The sequence below is a fragment of the Acinetobacter sp. YH16051 genome, assembly GCF_013417135.1.
Taxonomy (GTDB): domain Bacteria; phylum Pseudomonadota; class Gammaproteobacteria; order Pseudomonadales; family Moraxellaceae; genus Acinetobacter; species Acinetobacter towneri.
Window position 1 is genome coordinate 16,108 of record NZ_VPEN01000019.1, and the last position, 16,212, is coordinate 32,319.

14 protein-coding genes are annotated in these 16,212 nt (G+C 36.9%); 11 read left to right on the plus strand and 3 right to left on the minus strand.

Annotated features, from left to right (window positions below; genetic code table 11):
- The first annotated feature begins 45 nt into the window (after positions 1-45).
- Positions 46-930 (plus strand): Mph(E) family macrolide 2'-phosphotransferase, encoded by an 885-nt coding sequence (locus FTV41_RS12135; protein WP_000155092.1) that lies wholly within the window; start codon positions 46-48, stop codon positions 928-930.
- 189 nt (positions 931-1,119) lie between these two features.
- Here FTV41_RS12135 and FTV41_RS12140 read toward each other — a convergent pair whose 3' ends face one another.
- The gene (locus FTV41_RS12140; RefSeq protein ID WP_015060246.1) at positions 1,120-1,731 is read right to left on the minus strand and encodes a recombinase family protein; all 612 of its coding nucleotides are present in this window, start codon (positions 1,729-1,731) and stop codon (positions 1,120-1,122) included.
- Between the two features lie 729 nt (positions 1,732-2,460).
- Between FTV41_RS12140 and FTV41_RS12145 the strand changes: the two genes are divergently transcribed.
- From FTV41_RS12145 to FTV41_RS12190, 10 genes are all read left to right on the plus strand, one after another.
- Complete coding sequence (locus tag FTV41_RS12145; protein WP_179996608.1) at positions 2,461-4,326, plus strand: copper resistance system multicopper oxidase; 1,866 nt, start codon at positions 2,461-2,463, stop codon at positions 4,324-4,326.
- The gene (locus FTV41_RS12150; protein WP_004897649.1) at positions 4,313-4,651 is read left to right on the plus strand and encodes a hypothetical protein; all 339 of its coding nucleotides are present in this window, start codon (positions 4,313-4,315) and stop codon (positions 4,649-4,651) included. The genes FTV41_RS12145 and FTV41_RS12150 overlap by 14 nt, the downstream gene beginning before the upstream one ends.
- A complete protein-coding gene (locus FTV41_RS12155) occupies positions 4,638-5,582 on the plus strand; it encodes a copper resistance protein B (RefSeq protein ID WP_096902779.1) in 945 nt (314 codons plus the stop codon). The genes FTV41_RS12150 and FTV41_RS12155 overlap by 14 nt, the downstream gene beginning before the upstream one ends.
- A 231-nt stretch (positions 5,583-5,813) precedes the next feature.
- Positions 5,814-7,139 carry an ISNCY family transposase gene (locus tag FTV41_RS12160; protein WP_154320213.1) on the plus strand — a complete coding sequence of 442 codons (1,326 nt, stop codon included), beginning with the start codon at positions 5,814-5,816 and terminating at the stop codon, positions 7,137-7,139.
- A 174-nt stretch (positions 7,140-7,313) separates the two neighbouring features.
- Positions 7,314-7,754, plus strand: coding sequence for a ribbon-helix-helix protein, CopG family (locus FTV41_RS12165; protein ID WP_218945187.1), 441 nt, complete (start codon positions 7,314-7,316; stop codon positions 7,752-7,754).
- A 665-nt stretch (positions 7,755-8,419) separates the two neighbouring features.
- Positions 8,420-8,941: a spore coat U domain-containing protein gene (locus FTV41_RS12170; protein WP_179996610.1), complete on the plus strand. Its 522-nt coding sequence runs from the start codon at positions 8,420-8,422 to the stop codon at positions 8,939-8,941.
- Positions 8,942-9,006: 65 nt separating this feature from the next.
- Complete coding sequence (locus FTV41_RS12175) at positions 9,007-9,714, plus strand: molecular chaperone (protein ID WP_179996611.1); 708 nt, start codon at positions 9,007-9,009, stop codon at positions 9,712-9,714.
- A 15-nt stretch (positions 9,715-9,729) separates the two neighbouring features.
- Positions 9,730-12,171 (plus strand): fimbria/pilus outer membrane usher protein, encoded by a 2,442-nt coding sequence (locus FTV41_RS12180; RefSeq protein ID WP_179996612.1) that lies wholly within the window; start codon positions 9,730-9,732, stop codon positions 12,169-12,171.
- On the plus strand, positions 12,162-13,196 hold the full coding sequence (locus FTV41_RS12185) for a spore coat U domain-containing protein (protein ID WP_179996613.1): 1,035 nt from the start codon (positions 12,162-12,164) through the stop codon (positions 13,194-13,196). Before FTV41_RS12180 ends, FTV41_RS12185 begins: the two co-directional genes overlap by 10 nt.
- A gap of 297 nt (positions 13,197-13,493) precedes the next feature.
- Entirely contained in the window at positions 13,494-14,381 is an 888-nt protein-coding gene (locus tag FTV41_RS12190) for a hypothetical protein (RefSeq protein ID WP_046206305.1), read from the plus strand.
- Between the two features lie 343 nt (positions 14,382-14,724).
- Here FTV41_RS12190 and FTV41_RS12195 read toward each other — a convergent pair whose 3' ends face one another.
- Together FTV41_RS12195 and FTV41_RS15345 are read right to left on the minus strand one after the other, a co-directional pair.
- Complete coding sequence (locus tag FTV41_RS12195) at positions 14,725-15,225, minus strand: META domain-containing protein (protein WP_074163995.1); 501 nt, start codon at positions 15,223-15,225, stop codon at positions 14,725-14,727.
- A 2-nt stretch (positions 15,226-15,227) separates the two neighbouring features.
- Positions 15,228-16,212, minus strand: a 985-nt coding sequence (locus FTV41_RS15345) for a S1 family peptidase (protein ID WP_349665759.1), incomplete at its 5' end; no start/stop codon positions are given.

Consider the following 16,212-nt stretch of genomic DNA (forward strand, 5'->3'; position numbering starts at 1 on the left):
TCTAATCCGAACATTAATTATTGAACTCTTTAAAGGAAATTAAAAATGACAATTCAGGATATTCAATCACTTGCTGAAGCACACGGCTTGTTGCTTACGGACAAAATGAATTTCAATGAAATGGGCATTGATTTTAAGGTCGTTTTTGCTCTTGATACAAAGGGGCAACAATGGTTGCTGCGTATTCCTCGTCGTGATGGCATGAGGGAACAAATCAAGAAAGAAAAACGCATTTTAGAATTGGTAAAAAAACATCTTTCTGTAGAGGTTCCTGATTGGAGAATTTCATCTACAGAATTAGTGGCTTATCCCATACTTAAAGATAATCCTGTTTTAAATTTGGATGCTGAAACCTATGAAATAATTTGGAATATGGACAAAGATAGCCCGAAATACATAACATCTTTGGCAAAAACCTTATTTGAAATCCATAGTATTCCTGAAAAAGAAGTTCGGGAAAATGATTTGAAAATTATGAAACCTTCAGATTTAAGACCTGAAATAGCAAACAATTTGCAGTTAGTAAAATCTGAAATTGGTATAAGTGAGCAATTGGAAACCCGCTACAGAAAATGGTTGGATAATGATGTTCTATGGGCAGATTTCACCCAATTTATACATGGCGATTTATATGCTGGGCATGTACTAGCTTCAAAGGATGGAGCTGTTTCAGGCGTTATTGATTGGTCAACAGCCCATATAGATGACCCAGCGATTGATTTTGCTGGGCATGTAACTTTGTTTGGAGAAGAAAGCCTCAAAACTCTAATCATCGAGTATGAAAAACTAGGGGGTAAAGTTTGGAATAAACTATATGAACAGACTTTAGAAAGAGCAGCGGCCTCTCCTTTGATGTATGGTTTATTTGCCTTAGAAACTCAAAATGAAAGCCTTATCGTTGGAGCAAAAGCTCAGTTGGGAGTTATATAATTTAAAAATATGATTGCTGAGAACTGCCTTGTTTTGAAACTTGGTTGGCTTTAATTAGTTTTTAGTATTCTTTATAGAAAATGCCTCGATCAAGGGGCATTTCTAACAATCATTTAACATAAAATTTCTTATGTGAAGTAACCTGAATGCAGCGGTGCCCCATTGGGGGCGCGTTGAGATAAGCCTCTTTTAGATAACTTTAGCAACTCGATAGACAGTTGCAACTCCACAATTCACTGCTTTGGCAATTTCTTCCTTAGTCATATTGCCAACTACTAGCAATTCTTTTATTCGTTTATGTTTAGCCTCATTTGCCTTCTTGCCTGTTGGTTTGTAACCCGAACGTGCCAGGCCCTGCTTAATACGTTCTATACGTTTCTCATTGTCTAGGCGGGCCATTGTTGCCAGAAGATCAATCAACATATTGTTGATGAGTTCCAAGATTGAATGAGTAATGCTGTCACTGGTTTGAATCATTTGGTAGGTAGTAGGAAGATCTGCTACGACTAAACGAAGTCCCTTCTCCTGGATCCTGCGCTTCAGCTCTTGAAAATCTCGTTGGGTTAGGCGTGATAAGCGGTCAATACTTTCAACTAACAATGTGTCACCTTGATTTGCTTCTGACAGTAGCTTATTCAATTCAGGTCGGTCTAACTTCGTACCACTATAGTTTTCCACGTACACAATGGTTTCACCCAAATTCAAGTTTTGGTTTAGATCCTGAAGAATCTGCAAAGCCCTTTCTGCATCTTGATCTTTAGTTGAAGCTCGTAGATAAATACGTGTATTCATTTCTATCATTTAATCTTAATTCTATTAGATTAATGATAATACTATCATTTAATTATTGCATTAAGTCTAATGATAGATATTGTATGCGATTTGGCTCGCTATCATTCAGGTATACTCTTTTGATAAAAAAAGCATGACTAAAAGCCATGCCTTGGGAATTCGTATAAGGTGTATTATGTTAATTTTAGAGAAACTACTAAATTATATTGAGTTGTAAATATTTGAAAATTCCGTTAAGATATTTTGGATTAAATTCTATTCCTAGATAGCATTCGTGTTGACTCATCTCTCCAAAAAACTTTGGTTTTGTTTTCTTATGGTTTTTGCCATAGGATGGAGTAGTGTGTCTGTTGCATCAGTAAAGATAATGCATATCAATATGCAAACTGAAATGAGCCAAGATCATTGTTTAGATCAAGCACAGCAAGTCACTCAACATGGTATTAATCACGAAGTACAGACGAATACCGATTGCCATAATCATTTAGCTCTTAATCAGAATATAGATCACAAAAAGTGTCAGGAATGTTCTAGCTTATCCTGCCAGACACAGATCTCATGTCTTCATTCTTTGCAAAGCTCGCTAGATCCCCTAGATACCTTCTATTCTATAGATCAGCCTAATTTTTATTACCCCAACCAATATCTAAATGGGTATTGGCAAGAAATTTCACGTCCTCCTAAAACTTAACCAATTTTTTTAAAATTTATTTATTTTTCAAAAATTAAGGTTAAGTTATGTCTCATAAAATTAGTTCGTACCTATTAGCAGGTATTTGTTTTGCATCGTCGCCTTTGGTTTTTGCCGAAGTGCGTGAATATCAGCTTGTTATTGATGAAGCAGTGGTCAGCCCAACTGGAAAGCCTGTAAAGCGCATTACCGTAAATGGTCAATTTCCTGCGCCTTTGCTTGAGTTTGAAGAGGGTGATGAAGCCATCATTCGCGTGAAAAATAATTTAAAAAACCAAGATTCTTCTATTCATTGGCACGGACTGTTGTTGCCGGGCATTATGGATGGTGTACCGGGATTTAATGGTTTTAACGGTATTAAGCCTCAAAGCGAGTATGTTTATAAATTCAAGATTCGCCAAAGCGGGACTTATTGGTATCACGCTCATTCTAAAGGACAGGAACAGGACGGCTTATATGGTTCTTTTGTGATTTATCCAAAAGGTAAAACACCATTGGCAGCACATGAAAAAGCTGAACGTGACTATGTGGTGATGTTGTCAGATTTTCATGAAAAAACCAGTGATCAAATTCAGAAAGATCTTAAAATTTCAGCTGAATATTATCAAGATCAGCGTGAAACCTTGGGTGATGTTTGGAAGCAGGTTAAACGTGATGGCATAAAAGCGACATGGTCTGACCGCAAAATGTGGAATCAGATGCGTATGCTAAAAACCGACATGTCGGATGTTACAGGTTATACCTTCCTCATTAATGGCAAAACACCTGAACAAAATTGGACAGGAATGTTTAAACCGAATGAAAAAATTCGCCTACGTTTTGTGAATGCATCTGCGATGTCTTTCTACGATGTCCGTATTCCTAACTTGAAAATGACTGTGGTCAGTGCTGATGGTCAGCCTGTAAAACCTGTTGCTGTGGATGAGTTTCGTATTGGCACAGCTGAAACTTATGATGTGATTGTGGAGCCCAAAGGCGGACATTATCAAATTGAAGCTGAGTCAATTGACCGTGCAGGCTATGCGATTGGTACACTGCACAATGAATTAAATCCTATGACACATGGCATTCATATGCCTGCACCACGTCCACGCTCACTTTTGACCATGGAAGATATGGGACATGGTGGCGGTGATCATGCAGGAATGGATCATTCGAAAATGAACCACGGCAATATGCAAGGCATGGATCACTCGAAAATGGATCATTCAAAAATGAACCATGGCGATATGCAAGGCATGTATCACTCGAAAATGGATCATTCAAAAATGAACCATGGCGATATGCAAGGCATGGATCACTCGAAAATGGATCATTCACAGCATGGCACAGCAAAACCACAAGAAAATGATCAAGTGGTTTATGGTTGGGCAAATGCATCTACACCTGCGGGCAATAAAGCCTTGCAATATAGTGATTTAAAATCTTTAGAACCGCAAAAAGATACTCGTGAAGCTAGCAGTGAATTAGTAGTGCGTTTGGGCGGTACTATGGAGCGTTATATTTGGACGATTAACGGTAAAAAATTCAGCGATGCTGAGCCATTAAAAGTGAAGTATGGCGAGCGTATCCGTATCAAATTTATTAATGACAGTATGATGGCGCACCCCATGCATTTACATGGCATGTTTATGCAGTTAGAGAATGGTCAAGAGTCGGTAGATATGCCGAATAAACACACATTGATTGTACCACCGGGTAAAACAGTGACTGCTTTATTAACTGCGGATGAGTTGGGCGAATGGGCAATCCATTGTCATTTGTTGTATCACATGAGTGCAGGAATGATGAACAAGTTGATCGTGGCAAATGTTAGCGATGAACAAGTGTCTACAACGCCAATTCAAGGTACAAATTCGACTCAAACTCACCAAGTAACTGAGCAAAAAGGAGCTGGACATGCACATCACTAATTTTGTATTTAAAGCGTTTTTTTCTGTTGCGGTATTGAGTTTAACAAGCTTAAGTTTGGCGCACGAAGGGCATCATTCAACTGCTCAGACTGATGGAAAAAATGTACCATCAATGAATCATCAAGCGATGTCTGAGATGGATCATTCACAGCATTCTCCACAAGAGCATGCACAACACATGCAGATGATGGGGAAAATGAATCATGCTGCACATTCAGCACCGATGAACCATCAACATGCAGGTCATCAGCCAATGCATCACAAATCAACAGAGAAACAGCAAGATCAAAAAGTACAGAAAGGAGATCAACATGCGCACCATTAATCTTTTTTCTAAAACTGTTTTAGCAAGCTCTTTGTTGATGGTCAGTGCAGTGAGTTTGGCACATAATGGTGAAGATCATAGTGCGCCTGAAAAAATGACAGTTGCTACATCTTCTAGTCAAAATCAGCCGATGCAAATGGATCGCTCTCAAATGAACCATAGCCAAATGAATCAGGCACAACATCAGGCAACATCTACGGTTAATCATTTACATCATGTACCAGATGCGAATGCTCAGCAGAGTTCGCATTATGATCATCGCTCAGAACACGGTGCGCAAATTTATGCGATTACGACAGTGGACAATAAGTGGCTTGTCAATGAAGATGGCACAGGTGATTTAAAGTCAGAGTTTGAAACCCGTATTGGCACAGATGAAAATAAGGTTTTTATTAAAATTCATGCCGATAAAGAAGAATCGCATGATGCACATTATGATGCCAAACTTTTATATAGCCGTATGATTTCAGACTTTTGGGATGCACAGATTGGTGCACGTTATCGTAGTGAAAAAGTTGAACTCAATGATCATCGCAAAGACACCGAAGAAAATGTTGATGCGGTGATTGGCTTACATGGTATGGCGCCATATTTCTTTGAAACTGATGCTTATCTCTATGCGGGAGAAGACAATTATGCGGGCTTTAGCCTAGAAACGGAACGTGATTTTCTGATTACGCAAAAGTTGATTATTCAACCTTATTTAGAGTTGGATGCTATCTTTAGTGATGACTCTAAATATGCGAAAAGAACTGGTTTAAGCAGTGCAACCGCAGGGTTTGAAACTCGCTATGAAATCAGTAAAAAGATCATGCCGTATATCGACATTGCCTATGAGTATTCAAAAGGTAATGATGAAACGTCGTGGCAAATAGAATCAAACTCTGAGAAAGGTTGGTTATATGGAGCTGGTGTTAGATTTAGATTTTAATTAATTTAATGATTACTAAATAGCTTTATTTAAATAAAACTCTAGCTTAGTGTGGCCGGAAGCAAAATGTTAACTTATTTTGCTTCCTTCCATTTAACATAATGGTGGTTATACGCAATACACTTGTAACTCCAAAATAGAAATGTCCGGTTTCTCCAAAGTAAAAATGTCCGCTTTTAGAATATGCACTTTTGCAATTTTCTTAGCGGACGGTTTGATATGTTGGTGTCTATGTCGGATAAAGAACTTAAACGATTGTCGGTCTTGCAAGAAATCTGTGATCAACGCATAACCCAGTCCCAAGCTGCTCAGCTACTTCATATTTCAGAACGTCAGATCAGACGTTTATTGCAAAAATACAAAGCTCAAGGCCCAGCTGCATTAGCACATGCTGCACGTGGCCAAATCAGCAATTCCAGGCTTCCTGAAGAGCTCAGACTCAAGTGCCTCAATATTGTTTCGGATCAACTGCATGGTTTCGGACCCACTTTAGCGCATGAAAAGCTCACCACTGTTCATGGATTCGATATTTCAGTGGAAACACTGCGTTCCTGGATGATTGCAGCCGATCTGTGGATTCCTCGCGCCAAGCGCCTGAAACGCCCGTATCAGCCTCGTTATAACCGAGATTGTTATGGTGAACTGATTCAAATCGATGGCTCACACCATGACTGGTTTGAAGGACGCGCTGCTAAGTGCTGTCTGCTGGTATTTATCGATGATGCCACAGGAAAATTACAGCATTTACGTTTCTGTGAGTCGGAATCAGCATTTGACTATATGATTTCAACACGTTTGTATGTTGAGCAGCATGGTAAGCCGTTGGCGTTTTACAGTGATAAACATTCAGTCTTCAGGGTGAATCAAAGCAGCAAGAAAGACACCAAGATTACCCAGTTTGGACGCGTACTCAGTACCCTCAATATCGATATCATCTTCGCCAATTCACCACAAGCCAAAGGCCGTGTAGAACGGGCGAATAGAACGCTTCAGGACCGTCTGATTAAAGAAATGCGCCTGGAAGGCATCTGTTCGATTGAGCAAGCGAATGCCTGGCTGCCCTGCTTTATCGAGCAATTTAATCGTAAATTTGCCAATATGGCCTTTAATCCCAAGGATCTACACCGGACTGTCGCTGAAACAGCCGAAGAATTAGATGATGTTTTTACCTGGCGTGAACCCCGCAGAGTCACGAACAGCCTGACGATTACTTATGATAAATGCGTATATTTACTGGAAAATACCGAAGAAAATAAAAGGTTGATCGGCAAGTATCTTGAGTTTCTGGAATACCCGGATGGCACGGTAGCCATTGAACATCAAGGAAGAAAAATCAATTACAGCATCTTCGATAAATTAAGTCAGCTCAACCAGCGAGAGGTTGTTGAGAATAAACGTTTAGGTGCTGTTCTCAATCATATTCAACAACAGCACGAAGAATTAGAACAGCAAAACAAACGCAATCGTTCTCAAAAGATGCCGAGCAGACGTGCACAGAAAACAGTAATCAAAGAACGAAATCTGAATCCTGTGCTTGACTTGGAAGTGTCTGTATAGGACATTTCTATTTGGTTATTAGGTAGGACATTTCTACTTAGGAATAACAACTTCTGTAACTCCTAAATAGGAGTTTTTTTATTGAATAACTCTCTAAAAAACAGGCATTGCAAAGTCAATTCTAATGATATACACTAATTGATCTACATTTAGATTGTGGTTGTTGAAATGCTAATGCTTAGATTACCAGTAGAACTAGTTAAGCGGTTAGATGAAATAGCGAAAAAGACCCAACGAACTAAATCATTTCTAGCTAGAGAAGCAATTTTATTAAGTCTTGAGACCCTAGAAAAAAAATATACGATTGAAAACAAAGAATTAAGAGATATGAATATTAATTTATATGAAACTTTAGTTAAGTCTTTTTCTACACCAATTGATTTAGAAACTGAATCAAGAAAGTCAAAATTTCGTATCTTTAGCGAAGATGGAAAGCTATTTGTTCATAATAATAAAGACAATATTCGCCCATTAAGTGTAGATGAAGTTGATAATTTTTATAAAGTTTTCAAAGAAACAGGAAGTCGGTCTCCATCAACATATACAGATGTAACCTTTAACTCATCATATATTCTTGCTGCGATATCGCATTTAAAGGAACAAGATATTCTTTAATACCTCGTGTAATAAAAAAGCCCGACATCCTGTCGGGCTTTTTCATATCGGGTTGCTCGTCTTACTGATCTCGTGCTGCCCATTCCTTGCGCAATTTTCTTATTCTTGTTGTCTGGAAACATCCAGTTTCCTTATGTATTCATCATAGGGCTAATGCTTTGGATTACCAATCCGCAAAATCCTTAAATCCATGTAAGTTTTAGCTTACAAAGCTGGCTTATTTTATCCCAAGAGTTGTCCGCAGAAATTGAGGATTATTTCTGAATTGTGAACCTTGATAAATCAGGAAAAAACGCAAAAATGAGTGTTTTTTGATCAATTTTATTGGCTAAAAGTTACAGTTTTGCTTAAAAAGAAACCGACTTGTTTCCCAGTCGGTTTTTTGTGGTTTTTTAGGGGGATGGAAAATTTTTAAATATATGAAAAACAAGGATATTTTAAAAGGCATTTCGTATAAGCTCTATTATGTTAAATAGTCCGAAGCGTATTCAGCATGATTCGGACTGGTTGCATTAAAATTAACATTTTTACAAAAAAATGTGGCTTGTATTACATTAATTTAATATAATTTATTGAATGTAAAGAATATCACTATTTAGTTGTACAGGTTTAGTGTGCTCTTTTCACATATATACATTAACAATTCGATGTAAAAGGGTTCATAAATGAAAAAGGTTATTTCTTATGCTACGTTAGCAGTAATTGGGCTAATCGGTATTCAAGCCGCAAATGCTGCAACTACAACAGGTACATTAACTGTGAAAGCGACAGTTGCAAAAGGTTGTTCGGTAAATACCGATGCGTCTGGCACTGTAGCAGATGCGGTGCTTGACTTTGGGACAATCACTTCTTTGACAGCCAATGTGGATGGTGACACTACTACTTCTGGAACTTCTATCAAGGTATTATGTAACAAAGGTACAGATTATACAGTTGCATTTGGTGCTGGTAACAATGCTGTAGGTGGCGTACGTCGTATGGCGGGTAGTTCATCAGAATTTATTCCATACAATTTATATTTAATGCCAAATCGTGCAACTGCACTTGCAGTTGATGGCACGACAGCTGCAATTACAGGTAATGGTACTCCACAGACACTTAACGTTTATGGTCGTATCCCAGCAGGAAGTGTTTTACCAACTGCAGGTAATTATACAGATGCAGTGACATTGACGGTTACTTATTAACAGTTGCGTTGTATTAAGCTAGGTATTATTTGCTAGCTTAATATTTATTTAATGATAGGTTGATAATGAAAAGTATTTTTAGCTTATTACTGAAAATTTCTTTATGTATGCCATTTTGTATTTATGCTGCATCGATTCGTTTATCGCCTATCGGTTTAGAACTCTTAGATACACAGTCGGCTACCACGCTAAATATTTATAATCAATCAACTGAAAGTAGTGATTTTCAGGTGCGCGCATTTGAATGGTCGCAAGTAGAAGGAAAAGATCAACTAATACCGACAGATGATATTGTCATTAGTCCACCAATATTTAAACTTGCTTCCGAAGGGTCTTATAATTTACGCGTTGTAAGATTGAATTCGGCACCTATTACAAATGAAAAGTCATATCGTATTATTGTGGATGAATTACCTAAGCCGGCAGATAGCCGTAAGGTAAGTCAAGGTGTAAATGTTTTACTTCGCTCTTCGATGCCACTTTTTGTAGTGAACAAAAATGCTTATTATGAAATTAAATGGAAAATTGAAAATAGTGAAAATCAATCATTTTTGATTTTAAATAATATTGGAACCAGACACGTTTTACTTAGTAGTCTCTCTATTATTGATAAAACTTCTAAAATGACCTATTTGATACCTGTCAACACACTGAATGGCTACATTTTACATAAGCAGACAAAAAGTTATGCGATTGCAAATAATTTTAAATTTCAAGCTAATCATGAATATAGCGTAACTTTAGTAGTAGATGGTAAAACCATCGTATTGTAAAAGGCATTTAATGCTATGAAATATAGGGTTCTAGCAGCATGTTTGATTTGTATACCATATACAACTGCTTATGCTATGTTAAGGGATGACACTCATGCTACGACTCCAATTATCCCTGATATTATCCCACAAAATATTACTAACAAAGAATCTAATATCAATTTGTTTTTGAATGTATCTGTTAATAGTGAAAATACAAGTGATTTAACAGCGGTTAAAAAAGATAATAATGGTAAATTATATATTTTAGCAAAGCATTTAAGAGCACTAAGAATAATATTAGATGAGAATATTTCTGATACACAATTAATTTGTTTAAATGATTATAAAAAAATTCAATTTAAATATGATGAAAGTAATCAGAATTTAGACTTAACTGTACCTCAAGAGATGCTTACTAGGTTTAGTCTGGATTTAGAAGGATCCAATGCGACTCCAAATCAGCTATTAAACTTAAAACCATTGAATGCAGCGATCATTAATTATAGTCTTTACAATACGATTAATGACGAACAGAATGTTTTTTCTGGATCTGCTGAAGCATTTTATAGCACTCGGCTAGGCAATTTCTATACAGGTGTTTTGTATAATGGTGATGATCTAAATGATTATAGCCATAATAAATTTGTACGGTTAGAATCGAAATGGCAATATATTAATCCGATAAAAATTAGACTTTATACCATTGGTGATTTTACATCAAACACTACTGACTGGGGTAACAGTGTGCGTTTAGGTGGTGCGCAATGGTCAAGTGCGTATGCTCAACGCTCAGACATTATTACTACAGCATTACCTCAATTCTCAGGATCAGCAGCACTACCATCAACGCTTGATTTATATGTTAATCAGCAAAAAGTATATTCTGGAATAGTGCCCTCTGGCCCATTCGATATTAAACAGTTACCTCTTATTTCTGGAAATGAGGTCACTTTAGTAACAACCGATGCTACAGGAAAGCAAAATTTAGTTAAAAAGGCATACTACTTTTCACCTAAAGTTTTAGCAAAAGGTGTTAATCAGTTTTCTGTAGATGTTGGTATGCCACGTTACAATTATGGTTCTTATTCGAATGATTATGATGATGGGGTGCTTTTTGGTTCGGGATCGATTCGTTACGGGATTAAACAATCGCTCACGTTAAGTGGTGGGATGGAAGCATCAACTGATGGATTGTCTAATGCAGGTATCGGTTTTGCACAAAACTTATGGGGTTTGGGCGTTGTAAATGCAGATTTTTCGTTGAGTAACTATAAAGATGAAAATGGTTATTTAAGTTCTATTGGGTTAGAAGGTCGGATTAATAAAGATATTTCATTTAATACAAGCTTTAGAAAAGTTTTTGATAATTATTATGACCTAGCACGTGTTTCAAAAGTTCGTTATGAAAATGGATATAATAAGAATGAAAAAGATGCAGAATACAATTTTTTAACATCAGGCGCTTTAGCTGATGAACTCTTTCGGGCGGGATTAAGCTATAATTTTTATAATGGTTATGGGGTTTATGCTGGTTATAATAAGATAAAATCACAAGAATCTCAATATAGCCTTTTATCTGCCAACTTCAATGCAAATCTTGGTAAAAACTGGAATTTATATGCATCGGTTTATAAAGATTTTAATGATGCTAAAAATTATGGTTCTTATATTGCTTTACGTTATACCCCATCATTTAAGTTTAATGCTATCACGAGCATGTCGAGAGATGCAGATAATACTACAAGTTACCGCCAAGAATTTAATGGCTTATCAGGCCCAGAAATTGGCTCATTAGGTTGGGGTGGCTATGTTGAGCACAATGAAAGAAGTTCGAATAACAATGCTTCAGCATATGTAAATTATCGGGCTCGACCTGCCTATCTCACAGCTAGTTATAGTCGATATAGTGATATAGATCAGGCTTCGTTATCTGCAACAGGTTCACTCGTTTTTGCTGCAGGAAGGGTTTTTGCTGCAAATGAAATTGGAGATGGTTATGCAGTTGTTACAAATGCAGGACCAAAAAGCCAAATCCTAAATGGTGGTGTTAATTTAGGTAAAACCGATCATCAAGGTCGTTTCTTAATTTCTAATTTACTACCTTACCAAACCCATCATATTTTCCTTGATCCAACCTATTTACCGTTGCAGTGGGAAGTGCCAAATACTGCACAGAAAGTAATTGTGGGGTATCGCCAAGGTGCACACATTGACTTTGATGCTCACCAAGTAATATCTGCTGTTGTAAAACTAGTAGATAAAAACAATAACCCTATTCAGCCTGGTTATAGCGTAACGATTAATGGCGAAAATACAGCACTCATTGGTTATGATGGTGAGGTTTTTGTACAAGGTCTACTACCTAAAAACATCCTTGATGTTGATTTGCTAGATCAGGGTTCATGTCAGGTTCATTTTGATTATGGTAGTGAACATTATTCATTAAAGAAATTAGGGCCATATGTATGTCAATAATTTGCACAAACTATCAAGTTACAATGAAAAATATAATTTCGACCAATTTGTGTAAGTTTTTGATAATTAGTTTTTTTATTCTGTTTATAAGCTTGTTTTTTAATAAAGCGCATGCTGTATGTAAACCAGTTGGCACAACTACAACTACCCATACTTATAATGCTACAAATTTGGATAGTCCTGCTAAAATTACCTTTACAGGAACAATAACTTGTACTGAAGGAAGTAGTTCCAATAAAGTTGAAAAATATATGTGCATGAAAACAATTTTTACAGGCACAACAACTGCAAATAGTTCAACATCATTACCTTATACGGTAATAGCTTCTGTGGGCGGTGCTGGTTCAACTTCAACTAATCAAACTTCTAATACATGGTACGGCCCCGTTACTACAGTATCAAATAACAATGTCATTGATTATTCTGTAACAGTAACTGTACCTAAAAGATCCTCTTCAACCAATATTTATCCAGTCGGTACGTATACTGCAGCAGTTAATCTTTATTGGGATATGCAAGGTGGCTCTGCCAGTCAATGTGAAGGGACTAGTTCTAGTACTGGTAGTGGATGGGATTCTGGTGGCACTACATTAACAGCTAACTATGTTGTTCCAAAAATATGTCAGCTCAATTCTACAGATGTAATAAATTTTGGTAGCATCTCTGATATTGGATCAACAAAAAATAATTATACCGCATCTGGAGCTATTTCAACGACTTGTAATAAGGCAACAAATTACACAATATATTTAGGTAATGGTAATAATTATAGTAGCAGTCGGCGAATGAAACATTCGTCTGCCACTGAATATATCCCTTATCAACTTTATAAGGATTCTAATTTTAGTAATCTTTGGAGTGAAACAGGTGGAACTACTAGCATAGGGGGAAGTGGTGGTCTTTCTCTAACAGGTATAGGTTCTGCTCAGTCAAGTACTGTATATGGGAAAATTGCATCAGGTATAACTATTGGTAGTACTCCTGGCGATTATACTGATAGTGTTATCGTGACAGTAACATATTAAAATGGTGACTAAACAAATATTTAGATATGCATCATAAACTAGACATTTTTATTGGTGAGAATATAGACATTTTGAATGGGTTCTAACAGCTCTCGTTTCGTATAACCACCATTATGTTAAAGGAGAGGTATATTTGAATTAAATATGCCTATAAAGTTAATAGCTATCAATCATTGTTTGCTGAATAAGCCTTTAAAAGTAGGTTTATGCACTTAAGTTATTGTAAATAAAAAGATGTTCGTATTTTCAGTATTCTAAAAATAGACTATAGTTGATTCTTTTAAACTAGGAATTACCATGAACCGATTTAAGACCTCTTTTTTAGTTATTTCTTTGGGTCTTACTTTAACTGCCTGCGGCGGCGGCAGTGATGGTGCATCGAGCTCTACAGGGAATGGTGCATCGAGCTCTACAGGGAATGGTACATCGAGCTCTACAGGGAACAGCGGCACCACACCAGATACTTCTACTGGTTCAGTATTAGAAAAATTGAATCCATCACAATCCTACAATATTATTTTTGACTACCCTAATTCTTCTGGTGCATCAAGACTTGATTCTGTAAAACAAAATGCCGATGGTATTATCACCGAATTTGGTGATTACAAAATTACAGGAGATATTGTTGCGAAAGAAATTGCTGGAAATAAAAACTTTACGATTGCTCGTGTAACCAAAGGAATTTTTAATTATGAAAAAAATGGGGAAATAAAATCAACAGATATTTCCAAATATAGCAATGCCTCTTATTTTTATTTTGCATTTACCCCAATCATTACTAAGCGTATTTCTGCCCAAACCAAACAAATTAACTGTACTGATGTTAATGCTACTCAAGCAAAAGTGACCAATAGTGGCCAATTTGAAAAATTTATTTCTCCATCCATTCATAATGGAAGTATTACCTTAAATCCTAACGGCAATATCGACGTTAAATTTACTGCAAAAAATGGCAGTGATGAAACTACCTTTGCTTCATCAATGAGATGGGTTGATTCATTCAATAACTATAGCAGCTATAACTTATTGGGTATCGTAGGACAACAAGGTGAATCAAATCAGATCGGTACATTTAACATAGCTGATAATGGACCAAATAGCCTAGTACTTGGTGCAATTTACCGTATGACTTTGAGCAATAATGGTAACTATCAAGGTGCTGTTTCTATGGTATGTAATTATTAATATAGCTTGATTGAAGTGTCATGCGCCTTAATCTTTATGTATTTTTTTAAATTTAAGACCTAGGCAGTGCCTAGGTTTTTTTTTATTTCGTATAACCACCATTATGTTAAATAGGGAATTCAAAGCTCTTTCTAAGAGTTGGTATAGTGGTAATACTTATTGAGTGCGTAAAAGAATTAGATTAATAAAATACTCAAAAGAAAAATAGTAAAAGGGAACTTACAGAAAATAAGTTACCGGCTCTTAAAATTATATTTAAACAAAGAAGCCCAACTAAATGATTGGGCTTCCTCATATCTAACTTTACCTTATGATTTTCATCAGTGTACTGCAAGAATTTAGACTACTTGTTGACTTGAACACCTTTAAAAATCAATTTCTCTTTTTTTTGTGTTTCTATAAGCAGTTGTGCCTGCCCCTTACGAGATTGAAGATATAATGTGGGAGCATTCACCAGAATATCTATCATCGTACTTTCACGTAAGTTGATATCATCAGGACAGCCCATCATTGTGGCAACAATTGGTTGTTCAGCATATAAATGATTGCCCTTAAAATGAATACCAATCGAATTTATATTACAAAACAAATTCCCAATATACAGCATCTTTTCTGCAAATTTTAGCGTGATAGGTTGGTCAGGTTTTGAAGCCAGAAATAATGAATCTATACGTTCACTATTAGCATTTGTTGCCTCGATTAATTCCCAAGAAAATTGCGCCAAGGTCTGCTCACTAAAGGACATCACTTGTAATTCTTGTATCTTGGACTGATCGGCTGATGAAGGCTTATGACAAGCGCTCAAAAGTCCAACGACGAACATCAGTATAAATATTCTAGTCATCGTTATTGTCCGTATAATAATGAGTAACCCTCTTTATAGAGTTCATCAGTAGACATATAGGTCATATATCCATTAGGTTTGGCGGCACCTCCGCAATACCCCTGACCTTTCATGGAAGAACTCCATGTGCCTTGATAAGTTGCAGTAGATAATAACCCTGCCGCCACACTTCCAATAAAGATTGGACCACCACTATCGCCACCCCAACAATCCAACGTTGGACCTGAAACTTTTACCCATGTTGCATTACACACACCTGCCCCTGATGGTCCACATTTATTGTCAGTACCAAATGCTTTAAATGCGGTCGACTGAACCGTACCACAACTATAACCAGTTTTCATTCCATAATGACAGACATACGTACCAACAGGTGTGTTACCTTGTGTACGTCGACCAGTTAGAGTTTTGACCACATTGTCACTGGCGAAAAATTCTGGGTTCAAGGTATGTGTAGATGATACTAAACTCATGGTTTGGAAATCCTGACTACCATTCCAGAAGTCTCCCACAAAGGTTAGTGCAATATTATCATTGCCAGTTGTCTTGCGGTCATCTACAGTAATTTTGTAATTCTTACAGTGAGCCGCTGTGGTCGCAAATTTTGTACCCGCAGCGTTTTTCACATTAAAACCTGTTGTACAATTATAAAAAGTGGTTGAAGTTGTACTATCCGCCATCAGCATGGTTTCTGCTGCCCTTACTGCGGCACTATGTCTTAATGGAATATTAGTGGTCGTTACTTTAAGTGGGACATTGGTTAATGTTCTAGGTTTTTCACTGCTCAGTAATTTCAAACCCTGTGTTTGGTTGGTTGCAGTATGCTTTGGATCATAAAGCTCTAAATCAATGCTATTTTCGGCACTGTTGCAAATAGTCGGTGGTGATAAACTTATCATCCCCTTTTGCTGATGGAGCTGCACATGAACCCATTCAAAGGCCGGCATTTTCAGCGTGACATCATTCTGTGGGCCGTACGCTGGTACT